We start from the raw sequence: 16,590 nt of genomic DNA on the forward strand, positions 1-16,590 counted from the left end.
GGACTCTAGGGCCGGAAGGGCATTTCTGAACAGGTTCAAAAAGCCGCCGGGGCGGCTCGGTCACAGAGTTGTGACACAAGCCGCCCCGGCGGTCGGTGCCCGAAGCAGGGCCCGAGGGGTTCACCGACCTGCTGTCACGGGCCCGACCGAGGTCGATCGGGATTCGGCCGGGCCCGTGACGGAGGCTCAGTAGGTGCCGTACAGGGAGTAGATCAGGTTGTCCTTGACGGCCGTGCCGAAGCTGGCCGGGAAGGTGCCGAACGGGACGGAGGCGTTGCTGTACACGCCCGAGCCGGACGGGCCGGAACTGTAGTGCATGTTGTTGACGGTGGAGCTGGTGCCGTTGGAGTTGTAGATCACCCAGTAGGTGGTGTTGGCCGCCAGCGTGTAGCTGATCGGCGCGCTGTTCCAGGCGTTGGCGCCCAGGGTGCCGACCGAGGAGCTGGCCAGCAGGGCGTCCGGCGAGCCGCCGTTGTCGCTGTAGACGGCGATCTGGAACTGGTTGTTCGGCGCGGCGCTGGTCTGCCCGACGTGGACGTTGAGCGAGGTGAGCGCGATCGCCGAGGCCCCGGTGGTGATCTTGGAGCCGTTGAGGTGGTTGGAGTTGGTGTCGTCGAGCTGGGTGCCGACGGCGCTGTTGCCGATGGTCTGCGGCGGGGCGCCGGCGGTGGTGAAGGCCGAGGTGTAGGTGCCGACCTGGGTGTTGCCCGCCAGGTCCTTCACGTTGGCGACGCTCAGCGTGTAGCCGGTGCTGAGCGAGAGCGCCGCGCTCGGCGTGAAGGTGACGGTGTTGGTGGCGGCGTCCAGCGCGACCGTGCCGGCCACCGCGACGCCGCCGGTGGTGGTCTTCAGGGTGACGTTGGTGCCGTTGACGGTGCTCGCCTGGACCGGCTCGCTGAAGGAGGCCTTCACCGGGGCGGTGGCGGAGACGCCGGTGGCGCCGTTCGCCGGGACGGAGCCGGTGACGGTCGGCGCGACGGTGTCGGTGCCGTAGGTCGCGGTGTAGGAGGCGACGTTGCCGTCGAAGAAGGCGTACGCGATGCCGTGGATGGTCTCGATCCGGTAGGTGACCGGGGTGGCGCCCTGCTTGATGCCGGTCAGGGTGCCGCCGGCCGAGTTGACCGGGACCATCGCGCGCAGGCCGTTGGCGCCGCCGGTGATGCTGAAGCTCAGCGTGTTGGCGCTCCAGGACATCCCGGAGAAGGCCGAACCGTTGCGGTAGTCCAGCCAGTTGAGCAGCTGCCGGCCGGAGACCACCGGGGCGCCGTGCGCCTTCGCCGAGGCGATGACCTGGTCCGAGGTGGTGGAGGCGGCGTAGTCGGTGTGGATGTTGGCGGTCAGGACGGTGTAGTAGCCCTTGGAGTTGTAGGCGTTGTCCAGCAGGGTGTTGACGGTGCCCGGCATGGACTGCCCGGACTCGTCGGTCAGCTGGGTGGTGGCCTGGTACTCGTTGATGGTGCTGCCGTCGGTGTCCGCGTACTTCATCGGGAGGCCGGTGCCGTTGAAGTAGCCGGGCCGGTCCTGCACGAAGCTGCCGGGGTAGTAGTAGTAGTCGGTGTCCAGGCGGATGCCGTTGGCCAGCTTGGTCTTGGCCTGGGTCGACCAGTCGTCCCACTCGACGCAGTGGGTGCGGGTGCTGTCCGGGTTGGGCAGCGAGGTGTACTTGGCCTTCCAGGCGCCGATCTGGGCGGCGTAGATGTTCTGCAGGTCGGTGGGGGTGCCCCACGGGGTGCAGTTGGTGGTGACGTGGACGCCGACCTCGAAGCCCTGGTCGGAGTAGGCCTTGGCCTGGGCGTCGGTCATCGGGTCGTTGGTGTAGATGTACGACGAGGCGCGCACGCACTCCCAGTTGGCGACGTTGCAGCCGACCGGGCTCTGCGCGACGTAGCCGTCGAAGCGGCCGCTGGTGCCGCCGATGCCGTGGTCGTCACCGGTCATCACGACGACGCCCTTGACGTCCCGCGGGAAGTACCAGAACTTCGGCAGCGGCTTCTTGCTCGCGTCGATGGTGGTGATCAGGTTGGCGAGCAGGCGCTGCTGCTCGTCGGCGATCGGGATCTGCGCCTTGTCGAGGTTGTTCCAGTTCAGCTGGCCGCCGGTGCCGAAGAACATCTCGCTGGCTTCGATGCCGTCGACGTTGTCGCGCTGCTGGCCGCCCCAGGCGATGTTGCCCTGGCGGGTCTGGATCACGGACTTGGCGAGGTCGAAGGTGAACGCGGCGGCCTGGCCGGAGCCGACGGTGCGCAGCGTGACGGCCGGGTTGGTGGTGGCCACGGCGGCGTCGCTGTACAGGGTGGCGACGGCGGTGGCGCCGTTCAGGGTGTACTTGTCGGCGGTGCCGTGGAAGCCCATGGTGTCGGAGGTGAGGCCGGTGCCGGGCGCCGCGGTGGTGTCGATCTTGAGGTAGGAGTCGGCCAGCGTGTCGGGCGTGGTGGTGAGGCCGAGCAGGCCGGCGAGCTGCTTGTCGGGGCGCATCGCGACCAGGCGGCCGCCGCCGTTGACCCAGGTGGTGAACATGGTGGTCTGAGCGGCCGTCAGGGTGTTCTCGGCGAGCAGCGCGACGTCGTAGGAGTTCAGCATGGTCGCGGTGACGGCGCTGATGTCCACGGTCTTGTAGTAGTTGAGGCCCTCGGCCTTGAGGATCTCCCCGTAGTACGCGGTGTACGGGTTGGCCGAGTTGGTGATCAGCAGGATCGGGCCCTCGCCGCCGGGGCCGCTGCCGGGCGTGCCGCCGCCGCTGCCGCTCTGGGTGTAGGTGGCGTAGATGGAGTAGTTGAGGTTGCCGGTGGAGACGGCGCCGAAGCTGCTCGGCCAGGTGCCGTAGGCCGCGCCGCCGGTGGAGTAGCCGCTCTGGCCGCCGGTCGAGTAGTTCAGGTTGTTGACCGCGGCGGAGACGCCGTTGGAGTTGTACGCCAGCCAGTAGGGCGTGTTCGGCGCGAGCGTGGCGGCGACCGGCAGGGTGTTCCAGGCGTGCGCGGTCAGGGTGCCGGCGGCGGAGTTGCCGAGCAGCGCGCCCGGCTTGCCGGCCACGTCGCTGTAGACGGCGACCTGGTACTGGTCGTTGGGCGTGGAGCCGACGGCACCCACGTAGACGCTCACGCTGGTGACGGTGCCGCCGCTGGCGCCCGTCACGAAGCGCGAGGTGTTGATGTAGTTGGAGTCACCGGAGTCGGTGGACGCGCCAACCGTGTTGTTGCCGAGGACTGCGGTGGCCGCGTGCGCTGCGGGTGCCACCATCAGTCCCACGGACGTGACCAGGGCAACGAGCAGCCCGGCGATGCGTTTTCTGATCCTCACGCCAACCCCCCAAGGTCGGATGACCGGATGAACGGCAGAAGTGCCGCCCTCCGTCCTACCGGCTCCGACCCCGGCGCGTCCGCAGAACCCTCACATCACAGCCACGAGTTCCGGCCAACTCGCACTCGGACGCTCCGCATCCGACCTGTTTGGCTGCACACCTTCAACGATCGGGCGGCCCGTGCGTTCAACCCTTGACGCCAAGGGCCCGTGCGCCCGACGGCCCGTCAGCCCTTCACCGAGCCCGCCAGCAGCCCGCGGACGAAGTACCGCTGCAGGGCGAAGAACACCACCAGCGGGACGATCATCGAGATGAAGGCGCCCGCGCTGAGCAGTTCCCAGCGGCTGCCGTTGGAGCCGGACAGCTGGGCCAGCCGGGAGGTGATCGGCGCGACCGTCGGCTTGCCGCCGGCGAAGGTGAGCGCCACCAGCAGGTCGTTCCACACCCACAGGAACTGGAAGATGGCGAACGAGGCCAGTGCCGGGGCGCTGAGCGGCAGCACGATCGAGCGGAAGATCTTGAAGTGCGAGGCCCCGTCCACCACCGCGGCCTCCATCAGGTCGCGCGGCAGCTGGGCGATGAAGTTGTGCAGCAGGAAGATCGCCAGCGGCAGCGCGAACATGGTGTGGGTCAACCAGACCGGCAGGTAGCTGTCCTGCAGGTTCAGCGCCGGGACCACCGTCACCGAGCCGAGGTGCGCGCCGCCGGAGAACAGCCGCAGCAGCGGGATCAGCGACATCTGCAGCGGCACCACCTGCAGCGCGAAGACCAGGAAGAACAGCGCGTCGCTGCCCCGGAACCGCACCCAGGCCAGCACGTACGCCGCCATCGCGGCCAGCACCAGCGGGAAGATCGTGGCCGGGACGGCGATCGCCGCCGAGTTGACCAGGTACGGCATCAGGCCGCCGGAGGTGCCGAAGGTGTTGTCGAACAGCACCGCGCGGTAGTTCTCCAGCCCGAGGTCGGGGTGGACGAACGCCTCCCACCAGCCGGTGGAGGCCACGTCCCCCTTCGGGCGCAGCGAGGTGACCAGCAGGCCGACGGTGGGGACGGTCCACAGCACGGTGACGGCGACGACGAAGGCACTGGCCAGCGGGGAGCTGAAGGCCCGGCGGACGGCCTTGGCCGGCGGCGGCCCGGGGCGGGCGGGCGACTCGGGGCCGGTCGCCCGGCCGGGGCCGGAACCCGGGCCGGGGGTCTTGTCGGGGGCGCTCATCGGGTCGCACGCTCCTTGCGCAGCAGGGCGATGTTGTAGACCACCAGGGGGGCCACCGCGAGGAAGAGGATCACCGCGAGGGCGCTGCCGCGGCCGGTGTTGTACTGCTCGAAGCTCTGCGAGTACATCTCGTTGGCGAGCACCTGGGTGCCGAAGTTGCCGCCGGTCATGGTGCGGACGATGTCGAAGGCCTTCAGCGTGATGATCATGATGGTGGTGAGCACCACCACCAGCGTGGTGCGGATCATCGGCACGGTGACGTGCCGGAACAGCCGCAGGCCGGAGGCGCCGTCGAGCCGGGCGGCCTCGGTGATCTCGTCCGGGATGGCCTTGATCGCGGCGGACAGCACCACCATGGCGAAGCCGGTCTGCACCCAGACCATCGCGGCCATCAGCAGGAAGTTGTTCAGCGGCTGGGACAGGATCCAGTTCGGCGGGTCGTCCCAGCCGAGGGTGACCGCGAGCTGGCTGAGCAGGCCGACCTGGTTCTGCCCGGGGCCGCGCGACTCGTACACCAGCTTGAAGATCAGCGAGGCGGCCACCAGCGAGACCGCCATCGGCATGAAGATCAGCGACTTGTAGACCGCCTGGCCGCGCATCCGGTCCACCAGCAGGGCCAGCAGCAGGCCGAGCCCGGTGGCCGCCAGCGGGGCGACCACCAGCCAGAGCAGGGTGGTCAGCAGCACGCTGTGGATCTGCGAACTGGTCGCCGCCCAGCCGTAGTTGCGGCCGCCGACGAAGGCCGCCCCGTCCGGGTCCAGGAAGCTCAGCCAGACGGTGCGCAGCAGCGGCACCACCAGGCCGGTGAGCAGCAGCAGGACGGCCGGGCCGAGCATCAGCACGATGGCGAGCGGCCGGGAGAAGCGGCCGGTGGCCCGGCCGGCCGCGAAGAACACGATCAGCAGCAGGCCGAGGAAGCCCAGGACGGCGCCGGCGGTGTTGCCGAACTTGATCGCCGCGTCCTGCCACAGCGAGTCGGCGAGCTGCAGCGCCGACCCGGCGGGCCGGGGGTCGGTGGGCATGCGGGGTCCTTCCACGAGGCGACGGCGAAGGGCAGCGCGGGCGCAGGGCCCGCGCTGCCCGGGTGGTGGCCAGGGGCCAGGACGGTTACGGCCAGGCCGCGTCGATGTCGCCGGCGGTCTTCTGGATCGACTGGCCCTCGGCGAACCAGGCGGTCAGCGCCTTCCACTCGGCGCCGGAGCCGACGGCGGCCGGCATCAGGTCGGAGGCGTCGAACCGGAAGGTGGAGGCGGGGTCGGTGAGCGAGGCGGCGGACAGCTTGTCGATCGGGTCGGTGTACAGGCTCTTGTCGACGCCCTGGTTGGCGGAGACCCAGCCGGGCGAGACCTTGACCCGGCTGCTCGCCCACTCGGAGCTGGACAGGTAGTTCTGCACGGCCTGCACCTCGGGCCGGTCGGAGAACGCGCCGAGGAACTCGCCGCCGCCCTCGACCGGGCTGGTGACCTGCGGGTTCACCGCGGGCAGCTGGAAGGCGAAGACGTCGCCGTCCGGCCCGATGGCGGTGCCCTTGGGCCACTGCGCGCGGTAGAAGGACGCCTGCTGGAGCATGGCGCACTTGTTGGTGAGGATCGGGGTGCCGGCGTCCTGGAAGGTGGTGGTGGCGATCGACTTGACGTCGCCGAAGCCGCCGTTGACCCAGGCGGGGTTCTGCATCCAGTCGGCGACGGTCTTCATCGCGGTGGTGATCTTCTCGTCGGAGAACTTCACCTTGTGGCCGACCCACTGGTCGTAGACGTCGCCGCCGTAGGAGCCGAGGACGATCTCCTCGAGCCAGTCGGTGGCGGGCCAGCCGGTGGCGGTGCCGGAGCCGATGCCGCCGCACCAGGGCTTGGGGCCGCCCGCCTTGGCGATCCGGTCGCTGAGCGCCATCAGGTCGGCCCAGGTCTTCGGCACCTCGTACCCGGCGGCCTTGAACGCCTTGGGCGAGTACCAGACCAGGGACTTCATGTTGGCGCTCATCGGGGCGGCGTAGAACGTCCCGTTGACCGAGCCGTAGGTCTTCCAGACCGGCGACCACTTGTTCTCGTTCTCGACGGTCTGCTGCGGCGGCTTGACCACCTTGCCGGTCTTCACCATCTGGGCCAGCAGGCCGGGCTGCGGGATGATCGCCAGGTCGGGGGCGTTGCCGCCGGCCACCCGGACCGGGAGCTGCGACTCGAAGTCGTTGGAGCCCTCGTAGACGATCTTGATGCCGGTGCAGGAGCTGAAGTCGGCCCAGGACTTCTCCAGCGAGTCCGACTCCGGCGAGAGGATCGACGCGTACATCGACACCTTGGTGCCGGAATGGCCCGCGTACGCCTGGTACTTGGCGCAGTCACCGGTCAGCGCGGCGGCCGATCCGCCGCCCCCGCCGCCGGAGGAGGTGCTGTTCGAGCAGGCGGCTGTCAACGCCAGTGCCAGAACGGCCGGCACGGCGAGCAGCCGGCGGCGTCCAGTGGTCACGGGGGTGGTCAATGCGGTCCTCCTTGCCAGGGCATGGACATGCCAGCCGTAGGACAGAACAACACTGCGCGGTACCGGAGAGATGGATCTGTACCCAGCGATCGCTGGCTCAAAGACGTTAACTCACCAGTACCCCCACGCCAAGGAGCGCGTTCGACCTTCATCGGGCAGCACCCCAGTTGTGACCGGGCCGTGCTACGAGGCCCTCGGCAGACCGCCCACCAGTGCCGCCTCCAGGGCCCGTTCGAGCTCCGCGAGGTCGACGCCCTCGGCCCGCAGCAGCCGGACGCCCGTCCCGCCGCCCTCCCGGAGCACCCCGAGCAGCAGGTGGCCGGCCTCGATCCGGCGGACCCGCGCACCGGTGGCCGCGCGCAGCGCGAGCGCCATCGCCCCGCGGCCGTGCGCGGTGAACCGGGGCCCGCCCCGGCGCGGGCGGCGAGTGGGCGGCGGCCCGTCCAGCGCGCCCGGGCCGAAGGCGGACTCGACGGCCTCCCGGACGGCATCCAGGTCGATGCCGATCGAGGCCAGCGCGGCGCCGTCCCGCTCCGCCCCGGAGCCGCCCGACCGCCGGAGCACGGCCCGCCGCCCGCCCTCCAGGTCCAGGCCGAACCGGCCCAGCACCACGGCGGCCGGGTCCTGCGACTGGGCCAGCACGCCGAGCAGCAGGTGCTCGGTGCCCAGGTGCCCGTGCCCCATCCGGCGGGCCTCGGCGGCCGCGTCGGTGACGGCCCGTCGGGCGGCCTCGGCGAATCGTTCGAACATCTCAGTCCCCTCCCCGTTCGGTGGTGCGCCGGGCGTGCTTCTTGTGCACGGCCTGCCTGGTGACGCCCAGGCAGACCGCGATCTCGTGCCAGGACCAGCCCTTGCCGCGGGCATTGCCGACCTGGAGTTCCTCCAGCCGGTCGGCCAGGTCGCGCAGCGCCCGGACGGCGCGCAGGCCGGTGGCCGGGTCGCCGCTGCTCGCGTCGGCCGCGAGCTGTCTCGTCTCGCTCATGCCGTCAACATAGGTTGACAGTGGCGGCCGCGTCAACCCTGGTTGACACGGCGGTGCGGGGCGCCGTCCGCGAACCGCTCCGCCAGGAACTCCTCGAAGGTGATCCGGCCCCCCGCGGGCCCCGGCACCAGGTTCCGGCCCGCCCGCAGCGCCTTCACCGCGCCGCCCGGCACCGGCACCCGCAGCACCGGCCGCCGCCGGCCCCGGGCCCGCAGGAACTCCGCCGCCAGCGCCTCCACCGGACGCGCCGCGGGCCCGCCGAAGTCCGCCGCCCGCCCCGCCGGGGCGCCCTCCGCCAGGTCGGCGAGCCGCTCCGCCACGTCCCGCACGTCCACCGGCTGGAACGCGACCCCGCGCGGCACCAGCAGGACCGGCGCCTTCGCCAGGCCGTCCAGCATCCGCAGCACCAGGTCGTGGAACTGGGTGGCCCGCAGCACCGTCCACCCCAGCCCCGACTCCGCGACCAGCCGCTCGCACCGCGCCTTCGCCCGGTAGTAGCCGAGCGGCACCTCGTCCACCCCGACGATCGACACGTACAGCAGGTGCTCCGTCCCGGCCGCCCGGGCCGCCTCGACCAGTCGGCGAGTGGCGTCCACGTCGCGCTTCCCGTTGGTGGTCGCGCAGTGCACCACCGTCCGCGCCCCGGCCAGCGCGGCGTCCAGCCCGCGCCCCGTCACCAGGTCCCCGACCGCCCAGCCGTGCTCCCCCGGGGTGTGCGCCCGCCGGCTCAGCACCCGCACCTGGCACCCCCGCGACAGCAGCCGGCGCACCACCGCCCGCCCCAGCGTCCCTGTCCCGCCGGTCACGAGTATCGGCCGCGTCTCCTCGCCCCACTGCTCCACCACTCCCCCAGCCTGCCCGCCCCGGCCGCCCCCGGCAGCCCGACCCGCGCACCCGGGGGAACGGGCCGGGGCTACCCGGGCAGCGGCCAGGTCTGCCCGATCCGCTCGGCGTAGTTCCAGGTGCCGCCGCAGATCTCGGCCCCGAGCGTCGGGTCCCCGACGGTGAAGCGGTCCGCGAAGCCCGCGGCCAGCACGGCCGGGTCGCCCTCGGGAACGGCCAGCCCGACCTGGAGCTGCACCTCGCACGGCCGGCCGTCGACGTACTGCCCGTCGGGCCGGTGGTGGAAGACCACCGTGACCAGGTCCGGCTCGGACGGCAGGGTGCTGATGAAGTCGATCCCGTACCGCCGGTCGGCCAACGCCCCCGCACGCCGCCCGAGTTCGACCTCCAGCAGCCGGGCGACGCTCCGCGCGGGCCAGTGCTCGACCCCCTCCCCCGCCCGCTCGACCTCCGCCAGGTACGGCCCGGCGTCGAACCGGTACGCGGGCAGCTCCGGGGCCGGGGTGACGGGGTTGCGCCACCCGTCCCAGTGCACGGTGCCGCCCTCCCGACGGACCGTCACGTACAGCGCACCGCAGCAGTCCTCGCTGCACCCGAGGACCTGCAGGCGGACCTCCCGGGGCCCGGTCCCCGGCAGCAGGGGGCTGTACGGGCCGAGCAGGGAGATCGGGTACGGGCCGAGCAGGGAGTCGAAAGAATGCTCGCCGAACCCGGTGGCCAGCAGGTCCCGCCCGTCGACCAGGAAGCGGATCTCCGGCCGCCCCCTGTCCGGGCGCTCGCCGACGCGCAGTTCCAGGCGGTTCGTCAGTCTCTCGCTCACCGGGGCATTGTGCCGGAACGCGCGCGGGGCGCCGACCGGGATTCCGGTCGGCGCCCCGCGGGGTGGCGGTGCGTCAGCTGCAGCCGCTGGTGGAGCCGCAGCCCTCGCAGAGGTAGCAGCTGCCGGCGCGGCGCATCTTGGTGCCGCAGGAGAAGCAGAGCGGGGCGTCGGCGTTCAGGCCGAGGCGGATCTCGGCGAGCTCCGTGGAGTTGTGCGCGGCCGCGGCCGGGGCGGCCGGGGCCTTGGGCTGCTGGACCGGGGGGAGCGCGGTGTGCGGCTTCTCCGGGGCGAGCGGGGCGGACTGGGCCAGCGACTCGATGTCGAGGTCGTCCTCGGTCGGCTCGTAGGAGCCGGTCTCCAGGTGCCGGGTGCGCTCCTCGACGGAGTGGATGCCCAGCGCGGAGCGGGTCTCGAAGGGCAGGAAGTCGAGGGCCAGGCGGCGGAAGATGTAGTCGACGATCGACTGCGCCATCCGCACGTCCGGGTCGTCGGTCAGTCCGGCCGGCTCGAAGCGCATGTTGGTGAACTTGGCGACGTACGTCTCCAACGGGACGCCGTACTGCAGGCCGACCGAGACGGCGATGGAGAAGGCGTCCATCATGCCCGCGAGGGTCGAGCCCTGCTTGGACATCTTCAGGAAGACCTCGCCGAGGCCGTCGTCCGGGTAGGAGTTGGCGGTCATGTAGCCCTCGGCGCCGCCGACCGTGAAGGAGGTGGTGATGCCGGGGCGGCCCTTCGGGAGGCGCTTGCGGGTCGGCCGGTACTCGACGACCTTCTCGACGGCGGGGGCCGCGACCGGGGCGGGGACCGAGGTGGCCGCCGGGGTCTTGGTCTTGGCCGAGAGCGGCTGGCCGACCTTGCAGTTGTCGCGGTAGATGGCGAGCGCCTTGACGCCGAGCTTCCACGCCTGGAAGTAGATCTCCTCGACGTCCTCGACGGTGGCGTTCTCCGGCATGTTGACGGTCTTGGAGATGGCGCCGGAGATCCACGGCTGGATCGCGGCCATCATCCGGACGTGGCCCATCGGGGAGATCGACCGCTCGCCCATCGCGCAGTCGAACACCTCGTAGTGGGCGCCCTTCAGGCCGGGGGCGTCGATGACGTTCCCGTGCTCGGCGATGTGCGCGACGACCGCCTCGACCTGCTCGTCCTGGTAGCCGAGGCGCTTGAGGGCGCGCGGGACGGTGCCGTTGACGATCTGCATCGAGCCGCCGCCGACCAGCTTCTTGAACTTGACCAGGGCGAGGTCGGGTTCGACGCCGGTGGTGTCGCAGTCCATCATCAGGCCGATGGTGCCGGTCGGGGCGAGCACGGACGCCTGCGCGTTGCGGAAGCCGTTCTGCGCGCCGAGCCGGACCACGTCGGACCAGGTGGAGTTGGCGACGGCCCACACCGGGGCGTCCAGGTCGTCCAGCGGGGCGACGGCGGCGGACGCGTCGGCGTGCTGCTCCATGACCCGCCGGTGCGGGGCGGCGTTGCGGGCGTAGCCGTCGTACGGGCCGACCACGGCGGCGAGTTCGGCGGAGCGGCGGTAGGCGGTGCCGGTCATCAGCGAGGTGATCGCGCCGGCCAGCGCGCGGCCGCCCGCGGAGTCGTAGGCGTGGCCGGTGGCCATCAGCAGGGCGCCGAGGTTGGCGTAGCCGATGCCGAGCTGGCGGTAGGCGCGGGTGGTCTCGGCGATCTTCTCGGTCGGGAAGTCGGCGAAGCAGATCGAGATGTCCATCGCGGTGATGACCAGCTCGACGACCTTGGCGAAGCGCTCCGCGTCGAACGAGTCGTCGTCGCGGAGGAACTTCATCAGGTTCAGCGAGGCCAGGTTGCAGCTGGAGTTGTCCAGGTGCATGTACTCGGAGCACGGGTTGGAGGCGTTGATCCGGCCGGACTCGGGGCAGGTGTGCCAGTGGTTGATCACCGAGTCGTACTGGATGCCCGGGTCGGCGCAGGCCCACGCGGCCTCGGCCATCTTGCGGAACAGGCCCTTGGCGTCGACGGTCTCGATGACCTCGCCGGTCATCCGGCCGCGCAGGCCGAAGGAGGTGCCGTTCTCGACCGCGGTCATGAACTCGTCGTTGACGCGGACCGAGTTGTTGGCGTTCTGGTACTGGACGGAGGTGATGTCGTCGCCGCCCAGGTCCATGTCGAACCCGGCGTCGCGCAGCGCGCGGATCTTCTCCTCCTCCTTCACCTTGGTCTCGATGAAGGCCTCGACGTCGGGGTGGTCGATGTCCAGCACGACCATCTTGGCGGCCCGGCGGGTCGCGCCGCCGGACTTGATGGTGCCGGCCGAGGCGTCGGCTCCGCGCATGAAGGAGACCGGGCCGGAGGCGTTGCCGCCGGAGGAGAGCAGTTCCTTGGAGGAGCGGATCCGGGACAGGTTCAGGCCCGCGCCCGAACCGCCCTTGAAGATCATGCCCTCTTCCTTGTACCAGTCGAGGATCGAGTCCATCGAGTCGTCGACGGCCAGGATGAAGCAGGCCGAGACCTGCTGCGGCTGCGGGGTGCCGACGTTGAACCAGACCGGCGAGTTGAAGCTGAACACCTGGTGGAGGAGGGCGTGGGTCAGCTCGTGCTCGAAGATCTCGGCGTCGTCCGGGGTGGCGAAGTAGCCGTGCTTCTCGCCGGCGGCGCGGTACGTCAGCACCACCCGGTCGATGATCTGCTTCAGGCTCCACTCGCGCTGCGGGGTGCCGACCGCGCCGCGGAAGTACTTGCTGGTGACGATGTTGACCGCGTTGACCGACCAGAAGTCGGGGAACTCGACGCCGCGCTGCTCGAAGTTGATCGAGCCGTCCCGCCAGTTGGTCATCACGACGTCGCGGCGCTCCCAGGTGACCGCGTCGTACGGGTGGACCCCAGGGGTGGTGTGGATGCGTTCCAGCCGCAGCCCGGCCTTGGGGCCCTTGGCCCCCTTGGCGGCCTTGTCCGACTTCGACCCTCGTGCGGACCCGCTCGTGGTGTCTGTCACTGCTCCTGCTCCTCCTCCTGGGCAAACGCCCGAAGTGCCCGGAAAAGTCCGGGCACGACTGGTTCGTTCCGTCCGCACGGGGGCAGGGGTGAACCCAGCCTCGACGCACGGGTACTGCTCGGGTCAAAAAAGTACGAATGGGAATGCGGAGGCGCCGGTCGCCCGCCGCTAGGGCACGGACACCGGTTCGGTGGCCAGGGACTGCTCGGCGCGCAGCTCCGCGATCGCGGCCTCGAAGTCCTCCAGGTTGTCGAAGGCGCGGTAGACCGAGGCGAACCGGAGGTACGCCACGACGTCCAGGTCCCGCAGCGGGCCGAGTATCGCCAGTCCCACGTCGTGGGTGGAGAGTTCGGCGCTGCCGCTGGCCCGCACGCACTCCTCGACCCGCTGCCCGAGCTGGGCCAGCGCGTCCTCGGTGACCGGGCGCCCCTGGCACGCCTTGCGGACGCCGGAGATGACCTTCTCCCGGGAGAAGGGCTCGGTCACTCCGCTGCGCTTGATCACCATCAGGGTGGCGGTCTCGACGGTGGTGAACCGTCGACCGCAGTCCGGGCACTGTCGCCGGCGACGGATCGAGCTCCCGTCGTCACTGGCCCGACTGTCTACGACCCGGCTGTCCTGATGCCGGCAGAAGGGGCAGTGCACCTGGAACTCCCTCCCTACTGTCCGACGGCGTACAACGAGCACCACTCTACCCGCTAGACACAAGACCTGTGCCTGGAGGCGAGCCTAGACCACTAGATGTTGTGTAGGACACTCAGCCACACCGAATGGGCGCAGCGATTCCGGGGACAGCGCGCGGGGCCGCGCCATAGACTGTTCGAGTCGAACAGGCAATCGACTTACACCCGGAGGCTTGATCAAGTCAGCCGACCTCGAATAAGTTCACTCGAACGTGTGTTTGGCGCAACCTTTCGATAGGGGGGCCAGTTGAGCTGGGCAGTTGGAGCACCAGCCGACGAGAGGGTCGCCGCGATGTCCACCCCCAGCGCCACCAGCGTCATGCACACCGTCGAAGCCAAGACCGCCATCCCGGTGCAGGAGCGTTCCGCGCGCACCACCGACCAGGAGAGCCTGGATCCGACCATGAGCCGTAGCCAGCCGATCGAGGAAGCCCCGCTCGGTGCGTCCACCCCCGTCGCGCGCTCCCTCCCCGGCCGCCCCCCCGGCATCCGCACCGACGAGGCGGGCCTGACGGAGCGTCAGCGCCGCGTCATCGAGGTGATCCGGGACTCCGTCCAGCGGCGCGGCTACCCGCCGTCCATGCGCGAGATCGGCCAGGCCGTCGGCCTCTCCTCCACCTCCTCGGTGGCGCACCAGCTGATGGCGCTGGAGCGCAAGGGCTTCCTCCGCCGCGACCCGCACCGTCCCCGGGCGTACGAGGTCCGCGGGGTCGAGGTGGCCCGCCCGGTCGCGGCGGAGACCTCCGGCCGGCCGTCCACCTCCTACGTGCCGCTGGTCGGCCGGATCGCGGCCGGCGGCCCGATCCTGGCCGAGCAGACGGTGGAGGACGTGTTCCCGCTGCCCCGTCAACTCGTCGGCGAGGGCGAGCTGTTCGCGCTCACCGTCAAGGGCGACTCGATGATCGAGGCGGCGATCTGCGACGGCGACTGGGTGACGGTCCGCCGCCAGCCCGTCGCCGAGAACGGCGACATCGTCGCGGCGATGATCGACGGCGAGGCCACGGTGAAGCGCCTCAAGCGCGAGGACGGCAAGATCTGGCTGCTGCCGCACAACGCGGCGTACGAGCCGATCCCGGGCGACAACGCGACGATCCTCGGCAAGGTGGTCGCGGTCCTGCGCCGCCTCTGACCCCGCCCGGACACCCACGAGAGGGCCCGCTCCCCGCAAGGGGAACGGGCCCTCCGTCGTTCGGCGCCGGTCGCCCGGCCCCGCCTGCTCAGCGCTGCTTGACCGGCGGGGCGGCGGCGTCGATCGCGGCGAGCGAGCGGCGGACCTGGTTGCGGTCGGTGGTGTACCAGAAGTCCGGCATCGAGGAGCGGAAGAAGCTGCCGTACCGGGCGGTGGCCAGCCGCGGGTCGAGGACGGCGACCACGCCCTTGTCCTCGGCGGCCCGGACCAGGCGGCCCGCGCCCTGCGCCATCAGCAGCGCGGCGTGCGTCGCGGCGACCGCCATGAAGCCGTTGCCGCCGTGCGCCTCGACGTCCTTCTGCCGGGCGCTCATCAGCGGGTCGTCGGGGCGCGGGAACGGAATGCGGTCCATCACGACCAGCTGGCAGGCCGAGCCGGGCACGTCGACGCCCTGCCAGAGCGACAGGGTGCCGAACAGGCAGGTCGTGGCGTCGGCGGCGAACGCCTTGATCAGTTCGCCGAGGGTATCCTCGCCCTGGAGCAGGATCGGCACGTCGAGCCTGGTCCGGAGCTCCTCGGCGGCGGCCTGGGCGGCCCGCATCGAGGAGAAGAGGCCGAGGGTGCGGCCGCCGGCCGCGCCGATCAACTCGGTGAGCTCGTCCAGCATCTCGGGGCGGTCGGGCTCCCGGCCGGGCGGCGGCAGGTGCTTGGCGACGTAGAGGATGCCCTGCTTGGGGTAGGTGAACGGGGAGCCGACGTCCAGTCCGCGCCAGTACGGCGGGGCGTCCTCGCCGGTCTCGACGGCGGGGCCGTCGGGGGTGCGGGCGTCGGGGAGCCGGGTCTCCGCGGGCAGGCCGAGCGAGCCGGCCACGCCGTTGAAGTCGCCGCCGAGCTTGAGGGTGGCGGAGGTCAGGACGACCGAGCGGTCCCGGTACAGGTTCTCCCGGAGCAGCCCGGAGACCGACAGCGGGGCGACCCGCAGCGAGGCGGTGCCGGGGCCGAAGCGGTCCGAGCGCTCGACCCAGACCACGTCGTACTCGGAGTCCTCCAACAGGCGTTCGGCGGTCTCGTGCAGCGTCTCGGCGGAGGCCATCGCCTGCTTGCGGACGGCGTCCTCGTCGCTGAGGCCCTTGTCCCGGGTCTCGCCGAGCGAGGTGATCACCAGGCGGCTGGCGTCCCGGACGGCGGCGACCGCGTAGCCGAGGTACTCGGGCAGTTCGTCGAGCTGGCCGGGCTGCGCGGTCTCCATCAGGCCGTGGTAGTTCTCGGCGGCGGCCTGCAGCGCGTCCACCGCCTTCTCGTTGGCGAGCTTGGCGGCCCGCTTCACGGCCCGGTTGACGGCGCCGACGGTGAGTTCGGCGGTGGCCGCGCCGGTGACCCGGTTCACCAGCTCGTGCGCCTCGTCGATGATCAGCAGGCCGTGCTCGGGGAGGACGGGCGCGCCCTCGATCGCGTCGATCGCCAGCATCGCGTGGTTGGTCACCACCACGTCGGCCAGCTTGGCGCGCTCCCGGGCCTGCTCGGCGAAGCACTCCTGGCCGTAGGCGCAGCGGGAGGCACCCAGGCACTCGTTGGAGGTGACGGAGAGCTGGGCCCAGGCCTTGTCGGAGACGCCGGGGCTGAGGTCGTCGCGGTCGCCGGTCTCGGTCTCCTCGGACCACTCGCGCAGGCGCAGCACGTCCTTGCCGAGCTTGCCGGTGGGGCCGCCGAGGGCCTCGACCGGGTCGAACAGGCCCTCGCCCTCGTCGCTCGGGGTGCCCTCGTTGGCCCGGTGCAGGCACAGGTAGTTGGAGCGGCCCTTGAGCATCGCGAACAGCGGGCGGCGGCGCAGCACCGGGTGCAGGGCCTCGACGGTGCGCGGCAGGTCGCGTTCGACCAGCTGGCGCTGGAGGGCGAGGGTGGCGGTGGCGATCACCACGCGGTCGCCGTGGGCGAGGGCGGGCACCAGGTAGGCGAGGGACTTGCCGGTGCCGGTGCCGGCCTGGACGAGCAGGTGCTCGCCCTCGTCGACGGCGGCGGCGACGGCCTCGGCCATCAGGACCTGCCCGGGGCGCTCCACGCCGCCGACGGACTCGACGGCGGCGTGCAGCAGCTCCGGGATGCGGGAGGCGGGGACCGGCGCGGGGGCTTCGGCCGTCTCCGGGCCGCCGGGCAGGGGTTCGGTGTCGTTCGTCATGAC

11 protein-coding genes and 1 pseudogene are annotated in these 16,590 nt (G+C 71.3%); 1 reads left to right on the plus strand and 11 read right to left on the minus strand.

The genetic code is table 11. The annotated features are described in order from the left end of the window. Positions 1 to 186 precede the first annotated feature (186 nt). The 10 genes from ACIQBJ_RS30960 to nrdR form a co-directional block, all read right to left on the minus strand. Complete coding sequence (locus ACIQBJ_RS30960) at positions 187 to 3,237, minus strand: Ig-like domain-containing protein (protein ID WP_400717173.1); 3,051 nt, start codon at positions 3,235 to 3,237, stop codon at positions 187 to 189. 287 nt (positions 3,238 to 3,524) lie between these two features. Beyond that, positions 3,525 to 4,514, minus strand: a complete 990-nt coding sequence (locus ACIQBJ_RS30965; protein WP_400717175.1) for a carbohydrate ABC transporter permease — start codon at positions 4,512 to 4,514, stop codon at positions 3,525 to 3,527. Next, positions 4,511 to 5,536, minus strand: coding sequence for a carbohydrate ABC transporter permease (locus tag ACIQBJ_RS30970; protein WP_400717177.1), 1,026 nt, complete (start codon positions 5,534 to 5,536; stop codon positions 4,511 to 4,513). Before ACIQBJ_RS30970 ends, ACIQBJ_RS30965 begins: the two co-directional genes overlap by 4 nt. A gap of 85 nt (positions 5,537 to 5,621) precedes the next feature. Further along, positions 5,622 to 6,989 (minus strand): ABC transporter substrate-binding protein, encoded by a 1,368-nt coding sequence (locus ACIQBJ_RS30975; RefSeq protein ID WP_400717181.1) that lies wholly within the window; start codon positions 6,987 to 6,989, stop codon positions 5,622 to 5,624. Positions 6,990 to 7,172: 183 nt separating this feature from the next. Then, the gene (locus ACIQBJ_RS30980; protein ID WP_400717183.1) at positions 7,173 to 7,739 is read right to left on the minus strand and encodes a Clp protease N-terminal domain-containing protein; all 567 of its coding nucleotides are present in this window, start codon (positions 7,737 to 7,739) and stop codon (positions 7,173 to 7,175) included. A 1-nt stretch (position 7,740) separates the two neighbouring features. After that, positions 7,741 to 7,971 (minus strand): RNA polymerase subunit sigma-70, encoded by a 231-nt coding sequence (locus tag ACIQBJ_RS30985; protein ID WP_400717185.1) that lies wholly within the window; start codon positions 7,969 to 7,971, stop codon positions 7,741 to 7,743. Positions 7,972 to 8,003: 32 nt separating this feature from the next. Next, positions 8,004 to 8,816, minus strand: a complete 813-nt coding sequence (locus ACIQBJ_RS30990; RefSeq protein WP_400717188.1) for an SDR family oxidoreductase — start codon at positions 8,814 to 8,816, stop codon at positions 8,004 to 8,006. Positions 8,817 to 8,884: 68 nt separating this feature from the next. Further along, positions 8,885 to 9,634, minus strand: a complete 750-nt coding sequence (locus tag ACIQBJ_RS30995; RefSeq protein WP_400717190.1) for a hypothetical protein — start codon at positions 9,632 to 9,634, stop codon at positions 8,885 to 8,887. A 73-nt stretch (positions 9,635 to 9,707) separates the two neighbouring features. Further along, positions 9,708 to 12,599, minus strand: coding sequence for a vitamin B12-dependent ribonucleotide reductase (locus ACIQBJ_RS31000; protein WP_400717193.1), 2,892 nt, complete (start codon positions 12,597 to 12,599; stop codon positions 9,708 to 9,710). 168 nt (positions 12,600 to 12,767) lie between these two features. Beyond that, positions 12,768 to 13,244 carry a transcriptional regulator NrdR gene (gene nrdR, locus ACIQBJ_RS31005; RefSeq protein WP_400717195.1) on the minus strand — a complete coding sequence of 159 codons (477 nt, stop codon included), beginning with the start codon at positions 13,242 to 13,244 and terminating at the stop codon, positions 12,768 to 12,770. A gap of 495 nt (positions 13,245 to 13,739) precedes the next feature. Here nrdR and lexA point away from each other — a divergent pair. Then, positions 13,740 to 14,411, plus strand: a pseudogene (gene lexA, locus ACIQBJ_RS31010) (transcriptional repressor LexA); the annotation flags it as partial. Positions 14,412 to 14,499: 88 nt separating this feature from the next. On the opposite strand, the gene ACIQBJ_RS31015 reads toward lexA, so the two are convergent. After that, positions 14,500 to 16,587 (minus strand): ATP-dependent DNA helicase, encoded by a 2,088-nt coding sequence (locus tag ACIQBJ_RS31015; protein ID WP_400717198.1) that lies wholly within the window; start codon positions 16,585 to 16,587, stop codon positions 14,500 to 14,502. Positions 16,588 to 16,590 lie beyond the last annotated feature (3 nt).

This window comes from Kitasatospora sp. NPDC088391 (assembly GCF_044753345.1).
GTDB lineage: Bacteria > Actinomycetota > Actinomycetes > Streptomycetales > Streptomycetaceae > Kitasatospora.

Excerpts from the sequence above, each read along its gene's own strand:
- ACIQBJ_RS30960 (WP_400717173.1), bottom strand. The coding sequence starts at position 3,237 with ATGGTGGCACCCGCAGCGCACGCGGCCACCGCAGTCCTCGGCAACAAC.
- ACIQBJ_RS30965 (WP_400717175.1), bottom strand. The coding sequence starts at position 4,514 with ATGAGCGCCCCCGACAAGACCCCCGGCCCGGGTTCCGGCCCCGGCCGG.
- ACIQBJ_RS30970 (WP_400717177.1), bottom strand. The coding sequence starts at position 5,536 with ATGCCCACCGACCCCCGGCCCGCCGGGTCGGCGCTGCAGCTCGCCGAC.
- ACIQBJ_RS30980 (WP_400717183.1), bottom strand. The coding sequence starts at position 7,739 with ATGTTCGAACGATTCGCCGAGGCCGCCCGACGGGCCGTCACCGACGCG.
- ACIQBJ_RS30985 (WP_400717185.1), bottom strand. The coding sequence starts at position 7,971 with ATGAGCGAGACGAGACAGCTCGCGGCCGACGCGAGCAGCGGCGACCCG.
- ACIQBJ_RS31015 (WP_400717198.1), bottom strand. The coding sequence starts at position 16,587 with ATGACGAACGACACCGAACCCCTGCCCGGCGGCCCGGAGACGGCCGAA.